General features: G+C 67.0%; 23 protein-coding genes. 10 read left to right on the plus strand and 13 right to left on the minus strand.

What is annotated here, in order from left to right:
* The first annotated feature begins 131 nt into the window (after positions 1-131).
* Together ABIB49_RS13240 and phoH2 are read left to right on the plus strand one after the other, a co-directional pair.
* Positions 132-893: an isoprenyl transferase gene (locus tag ABIB49_RS13240; RefSeq protein WP_226773529.1), complete on the plus strand. Its 762-nt coding sequence runs from the start codon at positions 132-134 to the stop codon at positions 891-893.
* 233 nt (positions 894-1126) lie between these two features.
* A complete protein-coding gene (gene phoH2 / locus ABIB49_RS13245) occupies positions 1127-2569 on the plus strand; it encodes an RNA 5'-3' helicase PhoH2 (protein WP_226773521.1) in 1443 nt (480 codons plus the stop codon).
* 229 nt (positions 2570-2798) lie between these two features.
* Here the strand turns inward: phoH2 and ABIB49_RS13250 are convergent, their stop codons facing one another.
* Both ABIB49_RS13250 and ABIB49_RS13255 read right to left on the minus strand, forming a co-directional pair.
* Positions 2799-3449 carry a GNAT family N-acetyltransferase gene (locus tag ABIB49_RS13250; protein WP_226773520.1) on the minus strand — a complete coding sequence of 217 codons (651 nt, stop codon included), beginning with the start codon at positions 3447-3449 and terminating at the stop codon, positions 2799-2801.
* 48 nt (positions 3450-3497) lie between these two features.
* On the minus strand, positions 3498-4325 hold the full coding sequence (locus ABIB49_RS13255) for a hypothetical protein (protein ID WP_226773519.1): 828 nt from the start codon (positions 4323-4325) through the stop codon (positions 3498-3500).
* Between the two features lie 58 nt (positions 4326-4383).
* On the opposite strand from ABIB49_RS13255, the gene ABIB49_RS13260 reads away from it, so the two are divergent.
* Together ABIB49_RS13260 and ABIB49_RS13265 are read left to right on the plus strand one after the other, a co-directional pair.
* Positions 4384-4947: a prepilin peptidase gene (locus ABIB49_RS13260; RefSeq protein WP_283479803.1), complete on the plus strand. Its 564-nt coding sequence runs from the start codon at positions 4384-4386 to the stop codon at positions 4945-4947.
* A gap of 37 nt (positions 4948-4984) precedes the next feature.
* A complete protein-coding gene (locus ABIB49_RS13265) occupies positions 4985-5455 on the plus strand; it encodes an NUDIX hydrolase (protein ID WP_283479805.1) in 471 nt (156 codons plus the stop codon).
* A 78-nt stretch (positions 5456-5533) separates the two neighbouring features.
* On the opposite strand, the gene ABIB49_RS13270 is transcribed toward ABIB49_RS13265, so the two are convergent.
* From ABIB49_RS13270 to ABIB49_RS13290, 5 genes are all read right to left on the minus strand, one after another.
* Entirely contained in the window at positions 5534-7207 is a 1674-nt protein-coding gene (locus ABIB49_RS13270) for an MDR family MFS transporter (protein WP_354157152.1), read from the minus strand.
* A complete protein-coding gene (locus ABIB49_RS13275) occupies positions 7204-7875 on the minus strand; it encodes a TetR/AcrR family transcriptional regulator (protein ID WP_502913806.1) in 672 nt (223 codons plus the stop codon). The genes ABIB49_RS13270 and ABIB49_RS13275 overlap by 4 nt, the downstream gene beginning before the upstream one ends.
* A 182-nt stretch (positions 7876-8057) precedes the next feature.
* Positions 8058-9494 carry a class II fumarate hydratase gene (locus tag ABIB49_RS13280; protein ID WP_226773615.1) on the minus strand — a complete coding sequence of 479 codons (1437 nt, stop codon included), beginning with the start codon at positions 9492-9494 and terminating at the stop codon, positions 8058-8060.
* A gap of 71 nt (positions 9495-9565) precedes the next feature.
* Positions 9566-10180, minus strand: coding sequence for a carbonic anhydrase (locus tag ABIB49_RS13285; RefSeq protein ID WP_226773614.1), 615 nt, complete (start codon positions 10178-10180; stop codon positions 9566-9568).
* A 9-nt stretch (positions 10181-10189) separates the two neighbouring features.
* Positions 10190-10918 carry a DUF4245 domain-containing protein gene (locus ABIB49_RS13290; RefSeq protein WP_226773613.1) on the minus strand — a complete coding sequence of 243 codons (729 nt, stop codon included), beginning with the start codon at positions 10916-10918 and terminating at the stop codon, positions 10190-10192.
* A 226-nt stretch (positions 10919-11144) separates the two neighbouring features.
* Between ABIB49_RS13290 and glpX the strand changes: the two genes are divergently transcribed.
* Positions 11145-12167, plus strand: a complete 1023-nt coding sequence (gene glpX / locus ABIB49_RS13295; RefSeq protein ID WP_226773623.1) for a class II fructose-bisphosphatase — start codon at positions 11145-11147, stop codon at positions 12165-12167.
* A 107-nt stretch (positions 12168-12274) separates the two neighbouring features.
* Positions 12275-13249 carry a UDP-glucose 4-epimerase GalE gene (gene galE, locus ABIB49_RS13300; protein WP_226773612.1) on the plus strand — a complete coding sequence of 325 codons (975 nt, stop codon included), beginning with the start codon at positions 12275-12277 and terminating at the stop codon, positions 13247-13249.
* A gap of 168 nt (positions 13250-13417) precedes the next feature.
* Here the strand turns inward: galE and ABIB49_RS13305 are convergent, their stop codons facing one another.
* From ABIB49_RS13305 to ABIB49_RS13325, 5 genes are all read right to left on the minus strand, one after another.
* Positions 13418-14410, minus strand: a complete 993-nt coding sequence (locus ABIB49_RS13305; protein WP_226773611.1) for a lipid II:glycine glycyltransferase FemX — start codon at positions 14408-14410, stop codon at positions 13418-13420.
* Between the two features lie 4 nt (positions 14411-14414).
* Positions 14415-15707: a mannose-6-phosphate isomerase, class I gene (manA, locus tag ABIB49_RS13310; RefSeq protein WP_226773610.1), complete on the minus strand. Its 1293-nt coding sequence runs from the start codon at positions 15705-15707 to the stop codon at positions 14415-14417.
* A gap of 58 nt (positions 15708-15765) precedes the next feature.
* On the minus strand, positions 15766-17403 hold the full coding sequence (locus ABIB49_RS13315) for an LCP family protein (RefSeq protein WP_282359159.1): 1638 nt from the start codon (positions 17401-17403) through the stop codon (positions 15766-15768).
* Between the two features lie 10 nt (positions 17404-17413).
* The gene (gene purE / locus ABIB49_RS13320; protein ID WP_226773622.1) at positions 17414-17938 is read right to left on the minus strand and encodes a 5-(carboxyamino)imidazole ribonucleotide mutase; all 525 of its coding nucleotides are present in this window, start codon (positions 17936-17938) and stop codon (positions 17414-17416) included.
* Positions 17939-18021: 83 nt separating this feature from the next.
* On the minus strand, positions 18022-19170 hold the full coding sequence (locus ABIB49_RS13325) for a 5-(carboxyamino)imidazole ribonucleotide synthase (RefSeq protein WP_256446556.1): 1149 nt from the start codon (positions 19168-19170) through the stop codon (positions 18022-18024).
* 302 nt (positions 19171-19472) lie between these two features.
* Between ABIB49_RS13325 and ABIB49_RS13330 the strand changes: the two genes are divergently transcribed.
* Positions 19473-20051 carry a GtrA family protein gene (locus ABIB49_RS13330; protein WP_354157153.1) on the plus strand — a complete coding sequence of 193 codons (579 nt, stop codon included), beginning with the start codon at positions 19473-19475 and terminating at the stop codon, positions 20049-20051.
* An 8-nt stretch (positions 20052-20059) separates the two neighbouring features.
* Here the strand turns inward: ABIB49_RS13330 and ABIB49_RS13335 are convergent, their stop codons facing one another.
* The gene (locus ABIB49_RS13335) at positions 20060-20764 is read right to left on the minus strand and encodes a TIGR03089 family protein (RefSeq protein WP_354157154.1); all 705 of its coding nucleotides are present in this window, start codon (positions 20762-20764) and stop codon (positions 20060-20062) included.
* A gap of 350 nt (positions 20765-21114) precedes the next feature.
* On the opposite strand from ABIB49_RS13335, the gene ABIB49_RS13340 reads away from it, so the two are divergent.
* The 3 genes from ABIB49_RS13340 to ABIB49_RS13350 are packed head-to-tail and all read left to right on the plus strand — an operon-like array spanning position 21115 to position 26793.
* Positions 21115-21657, plus strand: a complete 543-nt coding sequence (locus tag ABIB49_RS13340; RefSeq protein ID WP_256446544.1) for a WhiB family transcriptional regulator — start codon at positions 21115-21117, stop codon at positions 21655-21657.
* A gap of 29 nt (positions 21658-21686) precedes the next feature.
* Entirely contained in the window at positions 21687-25046 is a 3360-nt protein-coding gene (locus tag ABIB49_RS13345; protein WP_502913808.1) for a glycosyltransferase family 2 protein, read from the plus strand.
* Positions 25039-26793: a DUF5719 family protein gene (locus tag ABIB49_RS13350; RefSeq protein WP_396021220.1), complete on the plus strand. Its 1755-nt coding sequence runs from the start codon at positions 25039-25041 to the stop codon at positions 26791-26793. The genes ABIB49_RS13345 and ABIB49_RS13350 overlap by 8 nt, the downstream gene beginning before the upstream one ends.
* Positions 26794-26831: the final 38 nt, after the last annotated feature.

Genomic DNA, 26831 nt, shown 5'->3' on the forward strand with positions numbered 1-26831 from the left:
AGTAAGTTACCTTCGAGTAACAAGATGCCCGGTGCAGAATCGTCACGTTCATGCGCCACGGCCGGCACCGCGGCAGGTAGCCTAGGTTGTGCACTGACGTCGTACTTCAAGGAAGCCAGGTGAAACTCCGGATGGAAATGCCCGGGTTCCTCTATGGCTTCTATGAGCGCAAGTTACAGCGCTCCCTGGACCCGGAACGCATCCCCCGGCACATCGGCGTCATGGTGGACGGCAACCGCCGCTGGGCGCGGCAGTTCAACGCTCCAACCAGCCAGGGACACCAGGCCGGTGCCGACAAGATCCACGAGTTCCTCGGCTGGTGCCAGGAACTGGGCGTCAAGGTGGTCACCCTGTACATGCTGTCCACTGACAACATGAGCCGTTCCGGCGAAGAACTGGACCTGCTGATGGGGATCATTGCCAACACGCTGGACAGGCTGGACGGGGACGCCGAGATTTCGGTCCACGCCATGGGTGCACCGGAATTGCTCCCCGATTACCTCGCCGCCCGGCTCAACCGGCTCACGGCCCGTACCCCGGCGCGCGAGAAGCTGCACGTCAATGTTGCCGTCGGCTACGGCGGACGCCGTGAAATCGTCGATGCCGTCCGGGAACTGCTGCACGACGCCGTCGGACGCGGTGCGGACATCGGGAAACTCTCCGAGGAACTCAGTGTTGATGACATCTCACGTTTCCTCTATACCCGCGGCCAGCCCGATCCGGACCTCGTGATCCGGACCTCCGGGGAGCAGCGGCTATCAGGGTTCCTGATGTGGCAAAGTGCTTACAGCGAGTTCTATTTCTGCGAAGCCCTGTGGCCGGCCTTCCGGAAAGTGGACTTCCTGCGGGCCCTGCGCGACTACGCCGGCAGGCAACGGCGCTACGGCTCCTGACGCGTCATCCCGTGTTCACCCGATGGCAACAGGAATCGCCGGGGAATGGACAACCAAACGCCGCCCGCGGGACGTACGTTAATCCCATCAGCAGGCAAGCCGCCGGCTGATCGGGGAGGCCAGTACATGGAGCGGAAGTTCGCACCGGGTGTATGGGAGGCCGTGTCCGGCCTCAAGGCCGAGCCGCCTCACCACTAACAATTCCGGGCATACGCCCCGGGGCTGGAGTCGATGTGGCTATTTCTGAACAACTGCCCGACGTTGCGAGCGACCAGGGACAGAAAGCTACCTCTCGCGCCAAGCGAGCCACCGCAGAGACCGGTACAGGGCAGAGCGCCGCTGGAGCCGGTCTTGCTGTTTCCGGGGAAGGAACAGCACAACCGGAACCGGCCCGGAGCTTCGTGATCGACACCTCGGTGCTGCTCTCTGACCCGCGGGCCCTGCTGCGCTTCGCGGAACACGAAGTGATTCTGCCGATAGTCGTCATCACCGAACTGGAAGGCAAGCGCCACGATCCCGAGCTCGGCTATTTCGCCCGCAAGGCGCTCCGGCTCCTCGATGACCTGCGGGTCCAGCACGGCGGACTCGACCGACCCATCCCGCTCGGCCACGACGGCGGCACGCTGATGGTGGAGCTGAACCACATTTCATCCGAGGTGCTCCCGGCCGGCTTCCGCGGCGGGGACAACGACAGCCGGATCCTCGCCGTCGCCAAGAACCTTGCCAACGAAGGCCGGGACGTCACTGTGGTGTCCAAAGACCTCCCAATGCGTGTCAAAGCGTCGGCCATGGGCCTGCAGGCCGACGAGTACCGCAATGAACTCGTTAAGGACTCCGGCTGGACCGGCGTCGCGGAAATTGATGCCAGCGAGCAGGACGTCTCGACGCTCTACGGCCACGAGCCCGTCTTCATCCCGGAAGCCGCGGAGCTGCCGACCAACACCGGCCTGGTGCTGCTCTCGCCGCGGGGCTCTGCCCTGGGCCGGGTAGGGGCTGACAAACAGGTCCGGCTGGTGCGGGGTGACCGGGACGTCTTCGGGCTGCACGGGCGGTCAGCCGAACAGCGGCTGGCGATCGACCTGCTGATGGACCCCGCGGTCGGTATTGTGTCCCTCGGCGGCCGGGCCGGCACCGGGAAGTCGGCGCTGGCCCTGTGCGCGGGGCTTGAGGCGGTCCTGGAGCGCCAGGAACACCGCAAGGTGATTGTCTTCCGTCCGCTCTACGCCGTGGGCGGCCAGGAGCTTGGCTACCTGCCCGGTTCCGAAGCGGAGAAAATGAACCCGTGGGCGCAGGCCGTCTTTGACACGCTCGGGGCACTGGTCAGCCAGGAAGTCGTGGAGGAAGTGATGGACCGCGGCATGCTCGAAGTGATGCCGTTGACCCACATCCGCGGGCGTTCGCTGCATGACGCGTTTGTGATCGTGGATGAGGCCCAGTCGCTCGAGAAGAACGTGCTGCTGACAGTGATGAGCCGGATCGGGCAGAACTCCAAGATTGTCCTCACCCACGACGTCGCCCAGCGCGACAACCTCCGGGTCGGCCGGCACGACGGCGTGGCCGCCGTCGTCGAGACACTCAAGGGACACCCGCTCTTCGGCCACGTCACCCTCACCCGTTCGGAGCGCTCGCCGATCGCCGCGTTGGTGACCGAACTGCTCGAAGGGGCGGAGATCTAAGTCCTCGGTCTTTGGCTCGCCTGTGCGGGGGGCCGTGGCTGGGTTCGCCGGGCCGCGGCACCTTCGCCGTCGCTTAGACACGACGGTTGCCGCCCGCTTCGGTCGCTGGGCTGCGGTGTTCCGCTAAGGAGCGCATCGCCGACCAAAGCGAAGCGAAGGTCGCCCAGCGACCGCAGCGGAGCGACGGGAGGTGTCTAAGCGACGGCGGGACGCCGCTGCCACGCTTCTGCTAGCTCTGGATCCCCAGGTACTTCGCCGTGGGTTCGTGGCCTTGGACCTGCAGCGTCCAGTCGGGGCGGTTGAACGTGGCGGGGGTGAGACGGACCTTCTGGGTTTCCTGGCGCCGGCCTCCCCAGGCGGCGCGCGCAACGCCGTTGAGTTCGTAGCCGAGGGAACGGGAGACGCCGAGGGACTGCTGGTTCCAGAGGGCCGCTTCGGATTCCGCGACCTCCGCGCCGAGCCAGTCGAAGGCGTAGAGGGCTACCGCGGCCCGCATCTCCTTGCCAAGCCCCCTGCCCTGCGCGCCCTGCTTCAACCAGGAACCGGTGCTCACCGTCTTAAGGGTGGCGAAATCCTTGGCCTCGATGTCCTGGCAGCCGATGAATTCGCCGTCGAGCCAGATGCCCAGCAGCAGGGTCCATTCCTGCGGGGACATGTTTCCGCGGCACCGCCAGTACCACTGGGCCATGTTCCGGCCGAGCTCCTCGGCCGGAGCCTCCGCCCACGGGTTGCTGAAGGGGCTGCGGCCCGGTTCGTGGATGCCGGTCAAGGCAGCCTGCGCAGCCGCGGGGATCTCCTCGTCCCGGATCGGCCGCAACACCAGCCGGGGTGTGGTCAGGGTGAGGCCGAAGGGCGGCCAGAAGCGGGCGAGTTCAGTCATCCGGGAAGCCTAGCCGCGCCGCGCGCACCCGGCCAGTCATACGCGCCGTCAGCCGGCCGGGATTTCCCAACTAATGTGCCTGCGGACATCCGTCAGGTTCATGGACTCGGCGAGGAACAGGTCATCGAGCATGTACTCGTCCACGGCAAGGATCCGGAGCCAATGCCCATACCCGTCCGGTTCGTGGCCGGGCCCGCCAACTTCCAGCCAGCGGCTCGCCACACAGACGCCCGTGCCGGCGTCGATCCTTACCAGGGTGCGCCCTGGCCGGCACAGCGGCGCCCCGGGGTCGCCGGGACGGTAGCCGGGGTTCGGGGTTACGGTGCATTCCAGTGCTGGGCGGCCCTCGTGCATCACGTCCTTGATGGTGCCAAGCTCCACGGCGTTGGCCGCGGGAAACTCCAACGGCACCGGGGCGTTGCCTGCCAGTTCCACCGGGTCGAGGGCTGCGGCGAATCGGCCGTTGCCGAAGCCTGGCTCGCCGTAGGCGGCTTCGGGGCGGCGCCGGACCAGGCCGCGGTCATCGTAGACCGGGGTAACGAGGTGGGGCGGCAGCAGCCAGGTCTTCCTGGTCGAGCTGACGTAGAACACGTCACGGGAATCATTGATCCCGGTGGTGCTTTGCAGGACCAGCCCGTCCGCGGACTCCAGCCGCAGGGCTCCGGGGCGGCGCAGCCACGCACGCACCAGGCCCTGGGGATTGCCGTTAAGGGATGCGGCGGAACCGTCGGCGAGAGGACGGTCCACGTACTCGAAGCGCAGGGACTGCCACCGCCATGGCGAGGAACGGCACAGGTTACGGAACGCGGCAGCCTGCTCCCCGGGGTCCCCGGGGCCGCTTGGCCCGCGCGCGTACGAACTTTCCCATCCGGCCATATCCACAGTTTACGCGCGTGCCCGGCCACGGCAGCGGAATTTCCCGTAGCATCCGAGGATGATCCAACGACTCGGCGGGCTGGGGGAAGTGGCGCCGCTGGCCTTCTGGCTGATGCTGCTGGCGTGCCTCTTCCTGGCGGTGACAGCCGTCCGGCTCGCCGTCATCGACGTCAGGCACCATCTGCTACCGGACCGGATCGTGTTTCCGGCCTACGCGGTCGCCGCTGCGCTGCTGCTGGGTTCGGTGGCCGCCCATGCGGCGGCGGGCGCCCCCGCGCTGGCGGCGGTGCCGGACGGCGGTGCCGGACTCTTCGGGCTGCCCGGACTGCGTGTGGTGGCCGGGGGAGCGGCGCTGTGGGTTTTCTACTTCCTGCTCCGGGCCGTGTATCCGCCGGGGATGGGATTTGGCGACGTTAAGCTCGCCGGGGTACTCGGAATGTATCTGGGGTTCCTCGGCTGGCAGCACGTTTTTGCCGGGACCTTCGCTGCGTTCCTGCTCGGCGGACTATGGAGCCTGGCGCTGATCGTTTCGCGGCGCGGGACGGTCAAATCGAGCATTCCCTTCGGACCGTTTATGCTGGCCGGCACCGCGGCGGCCATGCTGCTCCTGCCTGCCGGCTAAGGCGGGGACTACAGCGTCCGCTGGCTAGGCTGGGGGTATGGCTACCCCCGACTTCATTCTCAAGCTTCGCGGCAGGATCGGCCATGAGAGCCTCTGGATTCCCGGAGCCCGGGCCGTTGTGTTCGACGACGACGGCAGGGTCCTCCTCGGCCAGCGGGCGGACAACGGCAAATGGGGACTGATCACCGGGATTCTGGAGCCCGGGGAAGAGGCTGCCGCGGGCATACTGCGGGAAATCCTGGAGGAGACCGGCGTCGTGGCCGCGGCTGAACGGCTTGTCTCGGTGGACTCCGTCGGGCCCACCACCTATCCGAACGGCGACGTCTGCCACTTCCTGACCCTGGTGTTCCGGTGCCGCTACATTTCCGGGGATGCGCGTGTCAACGACGACGAGTCCCTCGCCGTGGACTGGTTCCGGCCGGAGGATTTTCCCGAGTTGCCGCCCGGGCATCTGGAGAGCATCAAACGTGCCGCACCAGCGGCCGGGGACGCGCACTTCCGGCGCTGACAGCCGCCGGCCCGGCACGCACGCAGGGACGCCGCAACCCAAAGGGGTACGGCGTCCCGGCAAGCTAAGCTCCGGCGTCTAGCGGTCCAGGCTGTGCAGTTCCGCTGCCGGTGCCGCATCAGTTTGACCCGCAACGGCTTTGGTCCCGGCCCGGCGTTCGGCCTCCAAACGGTCTGCTTCCTCGCCGCCCACTGCTTCGCCCCGGGCTACCATGCCGGCGGTGTCAGCGAGCGGGATCTGCCGCAGCGTCAGCGCCAGCGCCAGGGCGATCGCGAGGAACGGCAGCAGGTACCAAAACACCGGGGCCAGCGAATCGGCGTAGGCGTTGACGATGGCGTCCTTGAGCTGGGCCGGGAGCTGGCTCAGGGCCTGCGGATCGAGGGTCCGGGTGGACTGTGAGGCCTCTTCGGCCGAGGCGCCTGCCCCGGTGAATGCCCGGGCCAGTGACTCCGAGAGCCGGGCTGTGAAGATGGAACCGAAGACGGCCACACCCAGCGAGGCTCCCACTTCGCGGAAGTAATTGTTGGTGCTGGTTGCCGTGCCGATCTGTTCAGCGGGCACGGAGTTCTGCACCACCAGCACTATCACCTGCATGATGGAGCCCAGGCCCGCACCGAAGATGAACAGCTGGACGCAGATGATCCAGATGGGGGTCGCCGCCGTGAGCGTGGTCAGCCACAGCATTGCGGCAATGGTCAGGACAGCGCCGAGGATCGGGAACATCTTGTACTTGCCGGTCTTGGAGATCCTGATGCCGGAGAAGATGGCCATGCCCATCAGCCCCACCATCATCGGAAGCATCAGCAGCCCGGATTCCGCGGCGGAGGTGCCGGAGGACATCTGCAGGAACGTGGGGACAAACGCGATCGCGGCAAACATGCCCAGGCCAAGGGTAAAACCGATCGCCGTGGAGTTCACGAAGATCCGGTTTTTGAACAGGCTCAGCGGGATGATGGGGTCCTCGGCCTTGCGCTCCACGAGGACAAATGCCACGGCTGCCAGCACGGTGCCGGCACCAAAGGCCCAGGTCAGCGGGGAATCCCAGCCTTCATCTTTTTTGCCGCCGAAATCGGTGAAGAAGATCAGGCAAGTGGTGGCCGCGGACAGCAGGAGTACGCCCAGAATGTCGATCCGCTTTTCGGCCTTCTTGTTCGGCAGGGTCAGTGTGAACCACGCGATGGTAAAAGCCGCGATACCGATCGGGATGTTGATGTAGAAGGCCCATTCCCAGGTCAGGTGGTCCACGAAATAGCCGCCCAGCAGCGGACCGGCCACTGCGGACAGGCCGAAGATGGCGCCGAGCGGGCCCATGTACTTTCCGCGGTCCTTGGCCGGAACAATGTCGGCGATGATCGCCTGGGAGAGGATCATCAAACCGCCGCCGCCCAGGCCCTGGATGGCGCGGAAGATCACGAAGCCCCAGAAGTCAGTGGCAAAAGCGCAGCCGACCGAAGCCAGCGTAAAAAGGGCGATGGCAACCAGGAAAAGGTTGCGCCGGCCCAGGATGTCGCCGAACTTGCCGTAGATCGGCATAACAATCGTGGTCGCCAGCAGATAGGCCGTGGTGATCCAGGCTTGGTGCTCCACGCCGCCGAGTTTCCCAACGATGGTGGGCATGGCGGTGGAGACAATCGTCTGGTCCAGGCTTGAGAGCAGCATGCCCGCGATCAGCGCGGAAAATATGATCCAGATCCGTTTCTGGGTCAGGAGCAGCGGCGTGGGCGCTGCCGGGGTGGTGACGGCAGAACTCATTGGGGTCCTTCGGTGGAGGGGGCGGGGTCAATATCCAGGGACTGCGAGAAAAAGGTGCGGGCTGCCGCGACGTTGTCGAGCAGCATCTCCCGGTACGGGCGGGTGTTGTCCGCCGAGAAGTAGGCGGCACTCGTTTTGCGGGTGATGCTGCCGAAAAGAAGAACCGCCATCCGGACCACCGGGTGGTCCGGGGGAACCTGCTCCCGGACCGCAAGCATCCGCGCGATTTGGCCTTCGCGTTGTTCCGAGGCGCCAATAATCCGCAGCATCAGCTGTGGTTCCTTTTGGACGACGGCGATCAGCTGGCGGGTTTCTTCCTCGCTGGCGGTCATCTGTTCGGACAACACAAGGGCCAGGCGCACGAGGTCAGAGAGCAGGGTCGGGGAGATTTCGCCGGCCGGCGAACCTGCACCGCCTTCGACGAAGCGCCGCACCACGTCGGCAGGGAAGTCGTCGTCGACGTGTCCGATGATGGCATCTTCCTTGGTCGGGAAGTAGTTGAAGAACGTCCGGCGGGAGATGCCAGCGCGTTCGCAGGCTTCCTCCACCGTGTAGCCGTTGAGTCCCAGCTCGGCCGTCATGGTGCGCGCGACGGCGGTAATTGCCGCCCTCGTTGCGGCCCGTTTGCGTTCGCGGAGTCCGCACTCATGTTTTGCACTATCAATCACAAAGTACATATTTGCACTCAATTTCTTAAAGTGCAAAAATTGATGCCGCACTCCGGCCTTGGGCAGCACACCGCCGCCGGGGTGGCCAACCGGAGGAACGACGTCGGCCGGCACCCTTGCGAAAAGGTGCCGGCCGACGAAGGACGTTTAGTTCGCTGAGCGGGCGCCGCCGCCCGCGGTGCCTAGGCTTTGTGCGGCGGCCGGGTCATGGACATTACGTCCAGCGCGGTGTCCAGCTGCCCCTCGGTCAGTTCGCCGCGTTCCAGGAAGCCCATAGCCACTACTGTCTCGCGGATGGTCAGGCCTTCGGCCACTGCCTTCTTTGCGATCTTGGCGGCGTTCTCGTAACCGATGAACTTGTTCAGCGGCGTGACGATCGACGGTGACGCCTCGGCCAGGAAACGGGCCCGCTCGACGTTGGCGGTGATGCCGTCGATCATCTTGTCGGCCATCACGCGGCTGGTGTTGGCCAGCAGCCGCACGGACTCAAGCAGGTTGGCGGCCATCACGGGGATGCCGACATTGAGCTCGAAGGCGCCGTTGGTGCCGGACCAGGCGATGGCAGTGTCGTTGCCGATGATCTGGGCGCAGACCATGATGGAGGCCTCGCAGATCACCGGGTTGACCTTGCCGGGCATGATCGAGGAACCCGGCTGCAGGTCCGGGATCGAGATTTCGCCGAGGCCGGTGTTGGGACCGGAACCCATCCAGCGCAGGTCATTGTTGATCTTCATAAAGGAGATCGCGATGTTGCGGAGCTGGCTGGATGCCTCGATCAGGCCGTCACGGTTGGCCTGCGCCTCAAAGTGGTCGCGTGCCTCCGTCAGCGGCAGGCCGGTATCAGCGGCAAGCAGCTCGATAACCCGCTCCGGGAAACCTGCCGGGGTGTTGATGCCGGTACCGACGGCGGTGCCGCCGAGCGGAACTTCAGCGACCCGGGGCAGCGCGGCATTAACCCGCTCGACGCCGTAGCGGACCTGCGCGGCGTAGCCGCCAAACTCCTGGCCCAGCGTCACCGGGGTGGCGTCCATCAGGTGCGTGCGGCCGGATTTTACAACGTCCTTGAACTCAACGGACTTGCGCTCCAGGGATTCCGCAAGGTAGCCGAGGGCCGGGATCAGGTCGTTGATCAGGGCAGAGGTGGCGGCCACATGGACCGAGGTGGGGAAAACATCGTTGGAAGACTGCGAAGCATTGACGTGGTCATTGGGGTGGACCACCTTGTCGCTGCCGGCGGCCTTAAGCGCACGGGTGGCCAGTTCGGCAAGGACCTCGTTGGTGTTCATGTTCGACGAGGTCCCCGACCCGGTCTGGAACACGTCGATCGGAAAATCGCCGTCGTACTTGCCGGCGGCCACCTCGTCAGCAGCATCAGCGATCGCCTGGGCGAGCTCGCCGTCGAGCACTCCCAGTTCTGCGTTGGCCTGTGCTGCCGCCTTTTTGACCCGGGCGAGGGCCTCGATGTGGGCGCGCTCAAGGGTCTTGCCCGAGATCGGGAAGTTTTCCACGGCTCGTTGCGTCTGGGCGCGATACAAGGCGTTCACCGGGACGCGGACTTCGCCCATGGTGTCGTGTTCGATGCGGAACTCTTCGGTGTTCAATTCTTCTGTGGAAGTCATGGGGCTAGCTTATTGGGCGGAGGCGTCCCATCGAAAACCGTGAAGAGCATGCTGCCTGCAGTGGCAGGAAACTAGAGCTCGCCGATTTCGAAGACGAGGTCCGCCCTGCCGTCGGACAGGCTGTAGGCGAGGCCGATCACGGCGGCCCGGCCACCCCCGACAGCATCGGATATCACCCGTGAGCTGTCCACGAGCCGCTGTGATGTCTGTTTGACGTTTTCAACCACCATGTCGTTGATGTCGTTCTGGTTGTTGCGCAGCGAGGTCAGCACCGACGGCGTGATGCGTTCGACCAGGCTGCGCATAAAGCCGACGGGCATCTGCCCGGTCTCCATGGCGTTCTTGGTGGCCGTGACCGCGCCGCAGCTGTCATGCCCGAGGACGACGATCAGCGGCACCGAGAGGACGCTGACGCTGTACTCGAGCGAGCCGAGGACGGCGTCGTCGATCACGTGGCCCGCGGTGCGGACCACGAATGCATCGCCAAGGCCGAGGTCGAAGATAATCTCAGCGGCCAGCCGGGAATCCGAGCAGCCGAAGATCACCGCAAATGGGTGCTGGTTCTCCACCAGCGAGGAACGGCGGGACGCGTCCTGGTTGGGATGGGACGATTCGCCGGCAACAAAGCGATCGTTGCCTTCGCGCAGGCGGCGCCAGGCAAGGGAAGGGGTGAGATAGGTGGCCACGGCCCTACCTTACGGCGAAGGGGCGGGCGACGGCGAACCTGTTGCGTCCGCGGAGCTCCCTGGTGACGCGCCGCCGGCCGCACCGGAAGTGCCCTCGAGTGACTTCACCACGGCGGCAGCGAGCAGCGTGAATTCGTCCAGCTGCGCGGATCCGGTCAGGATAACCGTGGTGCCGCCGGCGTCGGCAAGCACCATGCTCTTCTCACCCTTGCCCGTGTCACGGAGTTCCCAATCGCGTCCGCCGGCGCTGCGGGTGCCGGTCACGGGCGCGCTCTTCACCTGCTGCAGCAGCCACGTGGGATTGGACTGCCGGGCCTGCACCAGGGCAATGAAGGACTCCTTGGGGGTGAGGTAGCCCACTTCCCACGTCGGGACGCCGCTGCCCGCGCCCGATTCCCAGCGGGCGTAATTTGCGCGGAATGTGTCGCCGGTTTCCGGGGCCGCGGGTGTGAATCCTGCCACACCGGCCGCGTTGCGCGCCACGGCGCTGACATCGATGTTGGGCCGGTAGCCGTCGGTCTTGGGCGACGGGTTCATCAGGACGATCGGCAGGAATGCCGCAATGCTCAGGACCAGCGCAATGATCATGCCGAGCACCGAGGCGTTCGCCCGCTTGGCCGCTCCGGCGCTCAGGACTGGCTTAACGGGCGGTTGGTCCGGCGCGCCGGGCACATTCGGGCCGGCGCTGCCGGCGTTGCCGGCCCGGGCTGCTGGGGGTGTTTCCTGCAATTCGCTCACCCCTCTATAGTCGCCCATTCCGGGCCGATCTCACATTCGGCCGGGCGGGGCCGGCCGCGGGGCATAACGTTCACGGATTGGTCATTCCACGACGCAGCTTTCCACCGCGACTATGATCAGTAGCAGACGAGATCACCATGATACGAATCACCGCCGCGGATCGATCCTGTCCGTGCGGCTTCAATGATCGCCACTCGAAGAAGAGGTTCACGTGACACCAGCGCCAATGACCCAGAAGTACTCCACGCTCTCCCCGTCGCTCGCCGTCGGTATCGACGAGCCGGACCGCAACCTTGCTTTGGAACTGGTCCGCGTCACCGAAGCAGCCGCCATCGCCGGTGGCCACTGGGTGGGTTTTGGGGACAAGAACAAGGCCGACGGCGCCGCCGTCGACGCTATGCGTTCCTTCCTCCAGACCGTCCACTTCAACGGTGTTGTGGTGATCGGCGAAGGTGAAAAAGACGAAGCCCCGATGCTCTTCAACGGCGAGCACGTCGGTGACGGCACCGGCCCCGAGTGCGACGTCGCCGTTGACCCGATCGACGGAACCCGGCTGACCGCCCTGGGCATCAATAACGCCCTGGCCGTCCTTGCCGTGGCCGAGCGCGGTTCGATGTTCGATCCCTCCGCGGTGTTCTACATGGAGAAGCTCGTCACCGGCCCGGAAGCGGCCGACATGGTTGACCTGCGCCTGCCGGTCAAACAAAACCTGCACCTCATCGCCAAAGCCAAAGGCGTCAAAGTCAACCAGCTCAACGTGATGATCCTCGACCGGGACCGGCACCGCCCGCTTGTGGAGGAAATCCGCGAAGCCGGCGCGCGGACCAAGTTCATCATGGACGGCGACGTCGCCGGAGCCATCGCCGCGGCCCGCTCCGGCACCGGGGTTGACGCGCTGATGGGCATCGGCGGAACGCCGGAAGGAATCGTCACGGCCTGCGCGATCAAGTCCCTCGGCGGCGTGATCCAGGGCCGGCTGTGGCCCACCAGCGATGACGAAAAGCAGAAGGCGATCGACGCCGGACACGACTTGGACCGGGTGTTGTCGACCAACGACCTCGTCTCCAGCGACAACTGCTACTTCGCCGCGACCGGCATCACCGACGGTGACCTGCTCAGGGGCGTGCGTTACTCCAAGGACAAGGTTCTTACCCAGTCCATCGTGATGCGGTCCAAGTCCGGGACCATCCGCTTCGTTGATGGCGAGCACCAAGCCAGCAAGTGGGAAGGCTACGCGCGCAGGAACTAGCGCCTGCCGGATCGGCCAGAACACCCGGATCCCGGGGCGCGGACCGCGCCCCGGGATCCGGCGTTTCCGGCCGGCCGCTGGCCGTCGTCGTTAGGTAGGGTGGGACCATGACATGGCTCGTAACAGGTGGCGCAGGATATATCGGTTCGCATGTGGTCTCCGCTTTGCGCGGGGCCGGCATCCAGGCGGTGGTGATTGATTCGCTCTCGAGCGGGCACCGCGAGTTTGTTCCGGCGGACGTGCCCTTTGTGCACGGCAGTATTCTCGACTTGGACCTCGTCACCGGAACCCTGGCGGAACATTCGGTAACCGGCGTGATCCATCTTGCCGGCTTCAAATACGCTGGCGTTTCGGTGCAGGAACCGCTGCTGACCTACGAGCAAAACGTCACCGGCACGGCGGTGCTGCTGACTGGGATGGAACGAGCCGGGGTGAAGAATCTGGTCTTCTCCTCCTCCGCCGCGACCTACGGCACCCCCGCCGGCGACATTGTTACGGAAGAGACTCCGACGCAGCCGGAATCGCCCTATGGGGAAAGCAAGCTGATCGGCGAATGGCTGATCCGTGACCAGGGCAGGGCCAGGGGCCTCAAACACACCTCGCTGCGTTACTTCAACGTCGTCGGATCCGGCTCGCCCGAGCTCTACGACACGAGCCCGCACAACCTCTTCCCGATAGTGCTCCGCGCCTTAACCGCAGGAAAAACACCAAGAATCAACGGCATCGACTACAACACAGCCGATGGCACCTGCGTGCGCGACTACGTTCATGTCGCCGACCTGGCGACCTCGCACGTCGCGGCCGCCCAGGCCCTCGCCGCCGGTGGGCCGCTGGAACGCGTCTACAACCTCGGGTCCGGCGACGGGCTCTCGGTGCGGCAGATTATGACGGCGATGGCCGCGGTGACCGGCATCGACTTCGAGCCGGAGATCGGACCCCGCCGGACAGGAGACCCGGACCGGATCGTGGCGGACGGCACCCTGGCCGCACGCGACCTCGACTGGAAGATGCGGCACTCCGTCGAGGACATGGTGGCCAGTGCCTACGAAGCGCAGAAGAAAGCTGCCGAAGCCGGCAACTAGGGACGCCTCCCGACGGACATGTCCGGTCTTGCGGCCGGGACGTGCCCCCACCGACGGACATGTCCGCTGGTCACGCCAGGGCGTGGACATAGTGGTGTTGTGTCCACTCGCCAAGCCTGACGCGGGGCATGTCCAGCAGGGGGGTGAGCCGGTCCGCGGTGCGGAGACCTAGCGGCGGAGCGCGCTGCGCAGCCGGACAGGCACCTTTCGCGCCGCCGCGAGTACGCGGCGTGCGGCCTGCGCGACCTTTCTGGCCAGTTGGTATCCGCCGTAGCGCAGGGGCCGCACCGGCAAATCCCAGGTTCCGGGGTAGGCGACTTCACGGCCGCCGAAGGACTTCTTGAAGGCCGTGAACCCGGCCCACTTGTGCTCCGGCTGGTCTGCCGGTGCCACGCCCCACAGGTCCACGAACTTCAGGCCCCTGTCTTTGGCATCAGCCATCAGTGTGACCAGCAGCGGAATGCCGGCGCTCAGCTTCCGGTGCGCGTCGTCCAGTGCGGCGTGGGCATAGACGCGGGTGTCCGAGGAATCGTAGGCCAGGGATGCAGCAATGGGCTCGCCCTCGAGTTCGGCAATGAAGAGCGTCGCAGCACCGGCCGGCATCAGTGAGCTGGCCACCGCAGTGAGGTAGTCGTCGCTTTGGGGCTTAAAACCGTTTCGTGCCGCCGTCAGATGCAGGAATCCCAGCAGCACGGAGATCTCACCAGCGTCCTGGCTGGAGCGGAACGTTACGCCCTTCTTGTGGATGTTCCGGTACAGGTTGCGGTTTGCCGGCTTCATCTCCGCGAGGACGTCTTTAAAGTCGCGGTCCACATCCACGACCCAGCTGAGTTCCGGCTGCTGGTTGGCCGGGGCGGGACGGAGGCCGCGCGTGCGCAGCACGGCATCGGCGTCAGCGGCCGTGAAACCGGCATCGACCGGTTCGATCCGGACAAACACCGCGCCGCAGCCGCGGGCCAGGTCCGTCAGCACAGCGACGGCGGCGTCGAAAGCAGCCAGCGAGGCGGCGACCGGGCCGTAGGGTGCGTAGAGGAGTTTTCCGGCCGGGTTGCTTTCCTCGATGGCCAGGAAACTCCAGCCGGGACCGGAGCGCTGGTGTACTGTCCGGCCCAGGCTGCGCTGGAAATCGGCCCACGCCGGGCTCTGCAGGAAGTGGTCCACGGATTCAGGCTTTCAGGGCGGTAGTGACGGCGAATGCGATGGCGGTCCCGGCGGCGCCGGACACTGCGTGGGCGTTGACCGGTGCCTCGGCGGCGGGCAGGAAAGCACTGGCACCGCGCTCCAGCCGCAACTCGCCCTTGGGAGAGTCCAGGAGCACGGATCCGGCCACCACGATGATCACTGCGGCGCCCGACTGCGCCACCGGAACAGGTCCAGCGCCGGACTCCAGCACAATGCGCTGCAGCTGGAATTCGCGAAACGGCGGCCGGAAGAGCTCCTGGCCCAACATGGTGGTCTCGGGGCTGAGCTTCGGCACACCGGCGGCCGCAAAGGAAACGGTCCGGAGCAGTTCTGGGACGTCCACGAACTTCGGCGTCAGCCCGCCACGCAGCACGTTGTCCGAGGCGGCCATGACCTCGATGCCCAGCCCGTGCAGATAGGCGTGGACGTTGCCGGCCGGGAGGTAGACAGCCTCGCCCGGTGCCAGCGAGATCCGGTTGAGCAGCAGCGAAATCAGTACGCCGGGATCGCCCGGATACCGGGCGTTGAGGGTCACCACTGTGGAAAGCTCGGCCTGGTAGGGCGCCGTCGGGGCGCCGGAGATAAGGGCGGCCGCAATCACGGCCGTCGCCTCGGCTACGGCCTCGCCGCCGGCGATCAGCCGCTCGAAGGCCGACTGCAGGGCTGTGTGCTCGTCCGGCTGCGCCAGATCCTGCAGCAGCAGCGGCACAAGCTCCGGAAGATCGAGGCCGGCCAGCTCAAAGTCCGCCACCAGCAGATCGAAGACGGCGCGGGCGTCCGAGGCCGGTTTGAAACCGCACAGCGCCTCGAACGGTGTCAGCGCGAAGATCATCTCCGGCTTGTGGTTGTCATCCTTGTAGTTGCGTTCCGTGGCCTTGTGGCCGACGCCGGCGGCCTCCTCGCGGGCGAACCCTGCGCGCGCCTGCTCCAGGGTCGGGTGCACCTGAAGGGACAGCGGACTGTCGGCGGCCAGGACCTTGAGCAGAAACGGCAGCCGGGGGCCAAATTGGGCAACACTGTCGCTGCCCAGATGGTGCTCGGGGTCCAACGCGATCAGCGAATCCAAGCCCAGGCGGCCGCCGTCCTCCGCCACTGCGGCGTGGGCGCCGGTTGATCCCGCACCGGCGGGACTGAGCGCAACTGAGGGCGAATCCGGGTGCGCGCCGATCCACAGCTCCGCTTCGGGACCGCCTGAAGCCGGCCTGCCCAGGAGCCCGGAAATAGCTGTGGTGGAGCCCCAGGCATAGGGGCGGAGGACATTTTCGAGTTCGTACACTGCCGGGTGTCCCTGTCTGTTGTGGAAGCCTGTTACGGAATAAGACTGATCGACGGCGCTAGAGCGGAGCGCACTGGCCGTTGGTGGCCACCAGGTTGCGGATGGACTGCTCATCACCGTCGAGCTTGAACTGGTTCAGCATGTCTTCGGTGATCGGCTCGCCGTCCGGTGTGGTTGTCACCGGGGTGAAGTCCGACGACGGCCCGGGCTCGGTGCCGGGCTGTGTGCGCGGCAATCCGCCGGCGGCGGACAGCGGCCCGGGGACGGCGTCCTGCGGGCGGAGGCTGTCACCGGCGGCCGCGGGGGCGGGCCCAAGGAGGGCATCGACCTTCTGGTGGATCTGGTCGAAGTCCGGGACCGTCGAGAACGAGGCGTCGAAGTCGGGCGGTCCAATGGTCAGCCGCTTCGTTTCCTGGCCCTTCGCCTTGATGGCCAGGTCAACGAAACTTCCAAGCTGGCTGGCCGAGACGTTGGATTCGACCACCTTGGTCCCGGCCTTGGCGATGTCTTCGAACTTCGTGAGCAGGGTTGCGGGGTCCATTTGCTTGAGCATGGCCTGCTGGACGCATTGCTGGCGGGCGATCCGGGCGTAGTCGTCCACGAATTCGCGCGAGCGGCCGTACCAGAGGGCATGGTACCCGTCGAGCGTATTGTCGCCGGCGGGGATCCAGCCCAGCGGCATACCGTGGATACCGTTGGCTTCATCAATGGTCTCGCCGCTGATCGGGACCCAGCCCCCGGCCTTGATCCGGATGCCGCCCATGGCATCCACAAGTTTGGCGAAGCCGTCCATGTCGACCAGGACGTAGGCCTGGACCTTTATGCCAAGGGTCCCGGAGACGGCCTCCAGCGTGGCTTGCGCGCCGGGGTCTTGCACACCGGGGTAAAGGTCCTTGTGCTCGTTGGTGACTTCGGTATTGATGGCGTTGATGAGGCACTCATCGCCGCAGTTGTAGCCGTCAGGGTAAATTGCGCGCATCGGGGAATCCTTGCTGAACTGTGCGTTCTGCAGGTTGCGCGGCACCGAGATGATGGCGGTCTGGCCGGTTTTGGCGTCAACGCTGATGACGGAGAGGCTGTCCGGCCGGCGGCCGGTTCGGTCCGCACCGGCGTCGCCGCCCATCATCAGGAAGTTATAGCGGCCCTCTGAGGGCTCAATTGTCGGCCCGGCGGAGAAAATGTTGCCGATGGCGTCGCGGCTGACGTTGAGCAGGTAGGCGGCGTAGCCCAGCGAGCCACTGCTGAGGACCATCGCGACCACCAGGGAAATAACGACGGCGGGACGAACTCCCGGCGGCAGCAGCACGAGGCGGATCAGTCGCAGGGTGTTGATAAACAGGGCTGCCCAGCCGAGGGCCAGCGCCACGAGCCCGATGATCAGCAGCAGCGAGGTAAAGCGGTTGGTGAGCAGATTGATAAGCGTGGACCGGGACACCGCGAGGAGTACCGCGGCAACAACCGCCAGCGCCCAGACGGTCAGGGTGACACGGAGGGCGATCCGTCCCAGCCGCCGGTCGCCGGCGACCGTCTGGGCGCTGCCGGGCACCAGCAGCGTCATCAGGACCAGCAAAAAAGCACGTTTGATCCGGACCGGGGCAGCCGCTCCCGAGGGGTAGCGAACGGGATCCGTGAGGGACCCGGAAGCTCTCGGGTTCCGTGGCGCCGGCTGACGGGAAGGGGCGTAACTGTTGGTCATCTGGTGATCCTTAACGGCTGCCCCGGGTGACAACGTTTGCGGCTGCGAACACGTCGCCCACCTTGTGCCGCAGGTTCGCGCCCTTCCGGGTGGCGACGTCGTTGAGCTCCCGGGCGAAGTCGAGCAGTTCCGCCCGGAGTCTTACGGCCAGCGGGTCCGCGCCCGAGGCCAGGATGCGCACGGCCAGGAGCCCGGCGTTGCGGGCCCCGCCGATGGATACTGTCGCGACCGGTACCCCGGCGGGCATCTGGACGATGGAGAGTAGGGAGTCCATCCCGTCGAGGGTTTTGAGCGGGACCGGGACGCCGATGACCGGCAGGGGAGTGACGGCGGCGAGCATGCCGGGCAGGTGGGCCGCGCCGCCGGCGCCGGCGATGATCACACGCAGGCCGCGCTCATGGGCCGTCTGGCCGTAACGGATCATCTCAAGCGGCATTCGGTGCGCGGAGACGACGTCGGCCTCAAAAGGGATCCCGAACTCGGCAAGGGCCTCGGCAGCTGCTTCCATCACGGGCCAGTCGGAGTCCGAACCCATCACGAGCCCAACGATCGGGGTCGCCGGCTCGGTGTCCGCGGCTGCGGGGGACCGGTCCGTGGACGGGACGGTGTTGCTGACGCTCATGCGTTCTCCTCGTGGGCACCGGCGGCGGTGCGGGACTGGGACCCGCCGTTGCGGATGATGTTTGCGACCGTGGCGGCGCGGTCGCGCACCGAATCGACCTCGGCCACGGAACCGCCGATGAGGTTAACGTGGCCGATCTTGCGCCCTGGCCGCACGGACTTGCCGTAGCAGTGGACCTTTGCTGCCGGTTCGCTGGCCAGGGCTGCCGGGTAGGCGGAGAACAGATCCTCGTTCTCGCCGCCCAGGAAATTCTTCATCACCACAACTGGACCCAGCAGGTCCGTGGCGCCCAGCGGCAGATTGAGGATTGCCCGCAGATGCTGTTCGAACTGGCTTGTCACCGAACCGTCCTGGGTCCAGTGACCGGTGTTGTGCGGACGCATCGCCAGTTCGTTGATCAGAAAGCCGGCACCCTCGCCCGGGGTTTCGAACAGTTCCACCGCCATCACCCCCGTGACGCCGAGCTCATTGGCGATCCGCAAGGCGGCATTCTCCGCCGCGGCAGCGACGTCCAGCGGGATGTCCAGCGCCGGGGCGATGACTTCGTCGCAGACACCGTCGACCTGGACGGTATGCACCACGGGCCAGGCCCGCGACTCGCCGTCGGGTGTCCTGGCTACAAGGGCCGAGAGTTCCCGGCTGAATTCCACTTTGGCCTCGGCGAGCAGCGGCGACATTGCCTCGAACCAGTCCGCGGTTTCCTCGGCGTCGGCCGCGGAGGCCACGATCCGCACGCCCTTGCCGTCGTATCCGCCGCGCGGGGTCTTCAGGACAACGGGCCAGCCGCTGTCCGCACCGAACGCGATCAGGGCGGCGACGCCGTCGACGGCGGCCCAGCGCGGATTGGGCAGCTCCAGGCGGTCGACAGCGGCCCGCATCACAAGCTTGTCCTGGGCATTGACCAGCGCATCCGGTCCGGGGTGGACGTTGACACCGGCCCGCTGCAGGGCCCGCAGGTGCTCGGTGGGCACGTGCTCATGGTCGAAGGTCAGGACGTCAAGGCCGCGGGAGAACTCAAGGAGATGGTCCAAGTCGGTGTAGTCACCGACCGGGGCATGGGCCACGGCCGAAACTGCCGAAACGTCCTCAGCTTCGGCGAGGACGCGGAGCTCGAAGCCCAGGGCGGTGGCCGCGGGGGCCATCATACGGGCGAGCTGGCCGCCGCCAACTACACCGATCACAGGAAAAGTCACAAGCCCCAGCCTACCGAAAAGCTCGCAATAACCCGGCTTTTGGTAGTCCCGGAGCGGGTTCCGGGCTGCCATTGGCCGGATTTAAGCAAGCTTCGGCAGGGGACGCGCCCGGCACGGCAACCGGCCGCCGGTACCATTCCACGCTGGCCGGTTTGCGGCGGCCGGACCGCTGGAGGCGGTGAGTTGCCGGGAATCGGCGCTAAAATGGGCCGTTGGCCCAATGGCCTACGAGTTCACGACGGCCACGGAGGGTCATGATTACTACACTTACCGAGCGCTTGCGCGGACTTGCCTCGCTGTTCTGGCGCGAAGTCGCCAAGTTCGGTGCCGTCGGCGGGGTGGCGTTCATTATTGACAACGGCCTCACTTACTACCTGATGCACGGGCCGATGACCGACAGCGAAGCCAAAGCCCGCTTTGTCGGCGCCACCCTCGCCACGATCTTCTCCTGGATTGCGAACCGTTTCTGGACTTTCCGCCACCGCCGCCAGGACAACGTCCTCCGGGAGCTCGCGATGTTCATCCTGATCAACGGCATTGGCATCGGTATCTCCACCGGGTTCACGGCCCTCGCCAAGTACAGCTTCAACGTGACGGACAAAAACATGCTGTTCGCCGCCGGCATTGTTGGCATCCTGGTTGCCACAGTGGTGCGCTTTTTCGCCTACCGGTTCCTGGTCTTTAACAAGGAACTCGACGAAGAACCGGAATTCTCCCACGACCACGAGATCATCGAGCGGCACCCGCACACCCAGTCCGGCCCCGCCCTCGAGAGCCACCTGGTCCAGGGCAGCACCGCCAAGGACCGGGAAGTCCCCGGCCCGCCGGTCTAAGTCAGCCCTCAGCCGCCGTTGACGCGCTCGTCCGCGAGCAGCTTTTCCGTTACCGTGACCTCGGGGTGCACCAGCACTACCGAACCGTTACGGTGCCAGGCGCCCAAGGCCTGGGCCAACGCTGCTTCCAAGCCGTTGCCGGCCGGCACCAGCAACCGCACGCCGTCCGCCGGGGCCGCCGCGAAGCCGTCCAGCAATCCGCCGTGGCTATGCTCTGCCCCGGTTACTGACCGCACGGCCCGCCGTGAGGCCTCCGGAGCCACATGCGGCATCAAAACGTCGCCGTGGGAGCGCACCTCGGCGGCATAGTCCAGCACACTGCTGGGCAGCTCACCCGGCCAGCGCATGGCCAACGCCGGGAGCGCCACAGCCAGGACGGCGTCGAAGGCGCCGAGCGCTGCGCCGGGGCCGGGATCGGCGGTGGCCAGCAGTTCGGCCTCGGCGTCGCCGAACACAACCTCCATACCGAGCTGCCAGGCCGCGAGGGCGAGGATGGCGGATTTCCAGTGCGCCGGCAGGTCCAGCCGCAACCGCGTCCCGGGCTCGGCGTCGAGCTCGTCCTGCAACAGGTTGCCTGTCTTCGCGACCCAGTTGTCCAAAACCCGGCCGGAAAGCTCTACCCGCTCGGAGTCGGGCCCGTACCAAGTCAGCCGCGGAGAGGTCGACTGGCCGGAACGCAGGGCTGTCATCAGTTCGATTGCCGGGATGCTCATGGGTTCATCTTGCCACGGCCGAACCGCGTGATCTCCATCACCTGTGTCGCGGGGGTTTAGCTCTGCGGCGCCACGGTGCACGGGGAAGTTTGCCTAAAATTCAGCTAAATGTCCCCGGAAGTGCTCAGTACGCTGATTAATCCGCGTAATCAGCGGGCTGATGCCAAAAAATTACTCGCGTGGCGTGCCCGGCGTTCAGGTAGGAAAGTGATTATTATCCCCGGCGTGGCTTGACTACCGGATACTTACACACGTGTAATTAGGTATCGAAGGCCAAAGCGCTGAATCCCGTACTCGAGCCGAGTGTCAACGGGACAGGCAAGGGCCGCAAAACCAGAAAGGAAACGCCAATGGGGCTAGCAGAGCGTATCCATGAACAGGCCGTCGTTGCTGGGCAGGCCACGGCCACGTACCGTTCACGAGGTGTACCGAGCGACTGGTACGTCGATCCGGCCGATCCGGACGCTGCGGACCGTTACAACGAACGGGCCAAAGACCCGCTGCAGGACCAGGCGACTGCCTTCCTTGCGGCGCACGATGAACTCCTGTCCGGACCGGACCAGGAAAACGATCTTCACGATCCCCCGATGGAACTTCAGACCCTCCATGCCGGCACCACCACGCAGCCGGTGTGGATCGGGCTGCCCTCCCAGCAGGACTTCGACGATGAAGGCGAGCTGGGCTGGCAGACGGACGCGCTCTGCGCCCAGACGGACCCGGAGGCATTCTTCCCCGAGAAGGGCGGCTCCACACGCGACGCCAAGAAGGTCTGCGGGGCGTGCAACGTCCGCTCGCAGTGCCTCGAATACGCTCTGTCGAACGACGAGCGTTTCGGAATCTGGGGTGGCCTCTCCGAGCGCGAGCGGCGCCGGCTTAGGAAGCGAGCGATCTAATTCTTCAGGAAGTACGAGTCACCGCCGTTGTGGTTTCCCACGACGGCGGTGACTTTCTCCCCAGGACCCTCGCGGCACTGGCAGCCCAGACCCGGCCCGCAGACGCCTGTATCGGTGTCGACACCGGCTCCCGCGACCAATCCGCGACCCTCCTCCAACAGGCTCTCGGCACCGCCAACGTCACCGTCTATCAGCAGGCCCGCAGCGGCATGGGCGCGGCCGTGCAGGCTGGCCTCGCCGCGCTCGACCCCTGGGACGGCCGCGGCACGTCCAAGGCGGCGCCGGCCGAATGGATCTGGCTGCTGCATGACGACGCTGCCCCGGCTCCGGAAGCCCTGGCCGAGCTGCTCCAGGCCGTGGAACGTGCACCGTCCGTCACGGTTGCCGGCTGCAAGCAGCTGGACTGGCACTCCGAGCGGCGGCTGATCGACGTTGGGCTCTCCACCAGCCGCTGGGCCGAACGGCTGACCCTGATCGACGCCGACGAGCTCGACCAAGGCCAATATGATGGCCGCAGCGACACGTTTGCCGTCAATTCCGCGGGGATGCTGGTCCGCCGCGACGTCTGGGAGGACCTCGGCGGCTTCGATCCGGCCCTGCCCGGCAGCGGCGACGACGTTGACTTCTGCTGGCGCAACCGGCTCGCCGGGCACCGGGTAGTCGTTGTGCCGGGTGCCAAAATGTTCCACGTCTCGCACCGCCCGCATGCCCTGGGCAATGCGAAGGCGGCGCGCAAGGCGCAGGTGTATCTGCGGCTCAAGCACGCCCCGGTGTGGAAGGTGCCGCTGCATGCAGCCGGTGCCCTGCTGGGGAGCATCTTCAAAGTAGTCCTGAGTATTGCGGTCAAGGATCCGGGCCACGGTTTTTCCCAACTCCTGGCAACGTTTGCTGCGCTTGGCCGGCCCGCTGCCGTGGTCCGCGGGCGGTGCAGTGCTGGCCGGTCCCGCCGCATCCGGCGTTCTGTGATTAAGGGTCTGCAGACACCGCGCCGCGAGGTGTGGGCGCATCGCCGCTCACTGATGGAAGCCCTCGGCGCGGACGATTCAGCGGACGCCCTGGCGGCGAATGATCCGCTGGCCGAACAGCCCACCGGCGACTCGGACGACGACTTCGCCGCGCTCACTACCTCCGAGCGCGGCTGGGTGGGCAACGGCGCGCTCCTCGCCATCCTGATTGCCACCGCCGCGTCCCTGACCGGGCTGCTCAGCCTCTTCCGGGCTGAAGCCGTCTCCGGCGGCGCGATGATCCCCGTCTCGCAGCGGCTGGGTGAGATCTGGGACCACGCCGCCGGCTGGTGGATCAGCCTCGGCCCGGGGGTTCCCGGCCATGGCGATCCCTTCGGGTACCTCCTCTGGGTCCTCGGCGTGCTCGGCGCCGGCAACGCCAACACCGCGCTGGGTTCGCTGCTGATCCTGGCCATGCCCCTTTCCGCCCTCGGAGCCTGGTTTGCTGCCGGTGCCCTGACGCAGCGCCGCCGCCTCCGGCTCGCGGCAGCCCTCGTGTGGGCCGGAGCACCCGCCCTGCAGGTGGCGCTCAACCAGGGCCGCGTTGGGGCCCTGGTGGTCCACGTCCTGATGCCGGTGCTGGTGCTGGCCCTGCTGCGGGCCACCGGAACCGCCGCGGGACGCGGGCGCTACGCCGTTCCGGCCCCAGGCGAGCGGCGCTTCACCGAGCTGCCGCCAGCCAAGCCCGGCATCAACGGCACCCCGTCCTGGACCGCCGCCGCTGCTGCCGGCCTGGCCTTGGCGGCCTGCACAGCGGCAGCCCCTTCGCTGCTGGTGCCCGGCATCGCCCTCGTGGCGCTGTGCGGAGCTCTTCCGGGCCGTCGCGGACGGACCGTCTGGTGGGCGCTGTTGCCAAGCCTCGCCCTATTCGTACCGTTCCTGTCCTCCACCCTTGACCGGCCCCGCGCACTGCTCGCCGACCCCGGCGTGCCGCTGGCCTTTGACGCCGCACCCCTGTGGCAGCAGTTCCTCGGCCAGCCGCTGCGCTTCGCAGCCGACGGCGGGCTCACCGGCCTGCCGCTCTTCGGCGCTGGTTTTGCTGTGCCGTGGGCGCTCCTGCTTGCCCTGCTGGTGGGGCTGCCGGTGCTGGCCTTGGCCGTTGCTGCGCTGTTCCTCCCCGGCCGCCCGCCGCGGATCGCGCGGGCCCTTTGGGCCGCGGCGCTGCTTTTGCTGGCCGGCGGCTGGCTCAGCAGCCAGCTCGCCACCGGCGCCGGTACCAACGTCCTGGTCACCCCCTTTACGGGCCCCGCCGTGTCGGCGGCAGGCTTCGCCCTGCTGGCGTCGGCGCTGATCGGCGCGGCGGGCCTGCTGGACACCGCCGACCGCGCGGCCGCCGCAACGGTGGGCCGCAAGGTCACGACCCGGGTCACCGCGGCCGTGGCCATGGTCCTCCTGCTGGCCGGACCCGCGGCCGGCCTCACCGTGTGGGCCACGCAAAACGTCCTCTCACAATCCACCCTGGCCGCGGCTGGTCCTGGCGCCGGACCGGCTGATTCGCCGGCCACGGCTTCACTTGGCGTTCGCCGGCTGGTGCAGCCCGCAGCGTCCCGGGTCCTGCCGGCAACGGCAATCGACCGCGGCGAGGGGCCGGAACAGACTCGAAGCCTGGTCATTTCCACCGGCGATAACGGCACGTTCGACGCCGCACTGATGCGTGGTGCCGGCACCACCCTCGATGCCCTGTCCACCATCGCCACTGCGCGCCCGATCATGGGTGCGCCGGGGCAGGAGACCGCCCGTGACGACGACGCCGTTGTGGCGTCCGTCCGCAAGGTTGTAGCCACCATCGTCGCAGCCCAGGGCGTGGACCCCCGCGGCGACCTTGAACGGCTCGGCGTTGGCTTCGTGGTCCTCAGGGCAGACGATACCGCGGCGCAACTGACAGCCAGCCGGATGGATGCCGTCCCCGGACTCGTCTCCGTCGGCAAAACCGACGTCGGCTGGCTGTGGCGTATAAGCCCGCTGAACCAGCCGGTAATCCAGGCCGCCGACGTAGCCCACCGGGTGCGGATCGTTGATGGCGCAGGCGCCACAGTCGCTCTGGTCCCGTCCCGCGCCGTGTCCGCCGACGCTGCGGTCGCCGCCGGTCCGGAAGGCCGGCTGGTGGTGCTGGCCGAACGCGCCGATCCGGGCTGGAGTGCCTGGCTCGACGGCCGCCGCCTCACCGCCACCACTTCGGGCTGGGCGCAGGCCTTCACCTTGCCGGCCCAGGGCGGGCAGCTAAGTGTCCGCTACGAAGCACCTTGGGCGCTCTGGGCCGGGGTTGCCCAGGCCGTCATCATTGGACTGACAGCCCTTCTTGCCATCCCCATGCCTGCCCGCCGGCCAAACACCGGCCTCTCCCGGGACGAAGGCTCCCTGCGTAAGGAACGTCTTGATCCCTAACGACGACTACCCGGTGAACAAAGCCCCGGACGCCCTGCACACCGACGGGAAGCCCGCCGTCCCAGCAGGCGAGCCTGCTGGGACGGCGGGCACACCCGCCAAGCTGGCCCGCGCCAAGCGAAGGACACTCGGGTCGCGCGGCGAGCGGGCGGCTGCTGCTGTGCGCGTCCGGCGGCTGGGCGGCGTGCTCGCCGCCATAGCGCTCGTCGCTGCCGGCGGCGGACTTGTGGCCGCCACGGCGCTTGCCCCGCAGGGGCCCGCCGGCAGCCGCCCCATCGCGGCCCCCCTGACGGCCGTCCCGGCAGGCAACAGCGTCGGTGTCTGCCCGGGCCCGGCCAGGCTGCTTGACGGCGCACCCATCGGTACTGACCCGCAATTCAGTCCTGTCTCTGCGACCGCCAAAACCGACGTCAGCGCCATTGTGCTGGCATCCGGCACCGGTGCCCTGCCCGGCAGCAGGCTCGCCGCGCTCACCGGGAGCACGCTGGTGGAGCTTGCCAAGACCACGGCGGCGGCCGAAAGCCCTGCCCCCGCACCAACCAGGCCGGCCAATGCCGCGCCCGTGGCCGGGGTGGTGTCCCAGCGCGGAGTTGATGACGTCAGCGTCCTCAGCGCTGACGCCGAAGGCGGCCTGCAGCCCTCCGCGGGAGCTGTGATGAGCTACACGGCAGGGGACGGGGACCTCCGCGGGGCGGCAGCCGCAGCGTGCCAGCAGCCCGCCAACGATCTCTGGCTCGTCGGGGCGAACACCGCATTGGGCCGCACGGCGGTCCTTAAGCTGAGCAACGCTTCGAGCAGCCCGGCCACTGTCAGCCTCGACCTCTTCGGAGCCAAGGGCCCCCTCCAGGCCCCGGGCAGCCGCGGGCTCCTGGTCGCGCCGGGAACTACACGCTCCGTCATCCTGGCAGGACTCGCGCCGGGACAGGAACAGCTCAGCGTCCGGGTGCGCAGCGCCGGCGGACCCGTGGCTGCTGTCATCCAGCAGAGCGTTCTGCGCGGGCTGACCCCAGGCGGTGTGGAATTCATTGTCCCCGCTGCGGCCCCGGCCCAGCGCCAGGTGATCTCCGGCGTCGACATCCAGGATCGCGCAGCTGTGGCAGCCCTGACCGCCAAGCCCGGTTTCGCAGACGCCGGCCCGGCGCTGCAAATCACGGTGCCGGGGTCCGCCGACGCCGTTGTCGCCATTAAGCTGTTCGGCCGGGACGGCCAGAAGGCCCTTCCCGGCGGCGGGGTGGTCACGGCGAAGGCCGGATCAGTCACCCAGGTCCCACTCGCCGGCGTGCCGGCCGGTCCCTATACGGTGGCGGTCGCTTCGGACGTATCGTTCACCGCGGCAGCCCGCGTCACGCGGGGCCTCAAGGCCGAAGACGCTGCCGACTTCGCCTGGTCGGCGGCCTCGGCGCGGCTGGGAAGCCAACACGTTGTTCCGGTCCCCGGCGCAGGCGACCGCTTCCTCATATTCGGGGCTCCCGAGGGGCGGGCCACCATTTCCTACTCCCCGATTACTGCGGACGGGAAGATCCGTACGGCCGGTTCCGCTGACATCGCCGGCGGCACCACGGCCTCCATCAGGGTCCCGGACGAGGCCGACGGCGCAAAGGTTGTTGGCTACCTCGTGTCCGCCGCGGGCGATCCCGCCTATGGCGCGGTGCTGCTGCAGCAGGACGGCAGGCAGGACGTCTCAACGATTACCATTGCCCCGGGGGCCGCGGGCCAGGAGCAGGTGCCTGTCACCCTCGGGTACTGACCACACCCTGGCCAGGAGGCCGCCGCAGCGAACCCCGG

Origin of the sequence: Arthrobacter sp. UYCu512 (assembly GCF_040547075.1) — a bacterium.
In the GTDB taxonomy this organism is placed as follows: Bacteria; Actinomycetota; Actinomycetes; order Actinomycetales; family Micrococcaceae; genus Arthrobacter.

Bases quoted from the DNA above. Each gene is read 5' to 3' on its own strand.
- ABIB49_RS13325 (WP_256446556.1), bottom strand. From the start codon at position 19,170: ATGATGGCCCCCGCGGCCACCGCCCTGGGCTTCGAGCTCCGCGTCCTC.
- ABIB49_RS13315 (WP_282359159.1), bottom strand. From the start codon at position 17,403: ATGACCAACAGTTACGCCCCTTCCCGTCAGCCGGCGCCACGGAACCCG.
- glpX (WP_226773623.1), top strand. From the start codon at position 11,145: ATGACCCAGAAGTACTCCACGCTCTCCCCGTCGCTCGCCGTCGGTATC.
- ABIB49_RS13250 (WP_226773520.1), bottom strand. From the start codon at position 3,449: ATGACTGAACTCGCCCGCTTCTGGCCGCCCTTCGGCCTCACCCTGACC.
- ABIB49_RS13260 (WP_283479803.1), top strand. From the start codon at position 4,384: ATGATCCAACGACTCGGCGGGCTGGGGGAAGTGGCGCCGCTGGCCTTC.
- ABIB49_RS13240 (WP_226773529.1), top strand. From the start codon at position 132: ATGGAAATGCCCGGGTTCCTCTATGGCTTCTATGAGCGCAAGTTACAG.
- ABIB49_RS13270 (WP_354157152.1), bottom strand. From the start codon at position 7,207: ATGAGTTCTGCCGTCACCACCCCGGCAGCGCCCACGCCGCTGCTCCTG.
- purE (WP_226773622.1), bottom strand. From the start codon at position 17,938: ATGGGTTCGGACTCCGACTGGCCCGTGATGGAAGCAGCTGCCGAGGCC.
- ABIB49_RS13280 (WP_226773615.1), bottom strand. From the start codon at position 9,494: ATGACTTCCACAGAAGAATTGAACACCGAAGAGTTCCGCATCGAACAC.
- ABIB49_RS13265 (WP_283479805.1), top strand. From the start codon at position 4,985: ATGGCTACCCCCGACTTCATTCTCAAGCTTCGCGGCAGGATCGGCCAT.
- ABIB49_RS13335 (WP_354157154.1), bottom strand. From the start codon at position 20,764: ATGAGCATCCCGGCAATCGAACTGATGACAGCCCTGCGTTCCGGCCAG.
- ABIB49_RS13255 (WP_226773519.1), bottom strand. From the start codon at position 4,325: ATGGCCGGATGGGAAAGTTCGTACGCGCGCGGGCCAAGCGGCCCCGGG.
- ABIB49_RS13340 (WP_256446544.1), top strand. From the start codon at position 21,115: ATGGGGCTAGCAGAGCGTATCCATGAACAGGCCGTCGTTGCTGGGCAG.
- ABIB49_RS13330 (WP_354157153.1), top strand. From the start codon at position 19,473: ATGATTACTACACTTACCGAGCGCTTGCGCGGACTTGCCTCGCTGTTC.
- galE (WP_226773612.1), top strand. From the start codon at position 12,275: ATGACATGGCTCGTAACAGGTGGCGCAGGATATATCGGTTCGCATGTG.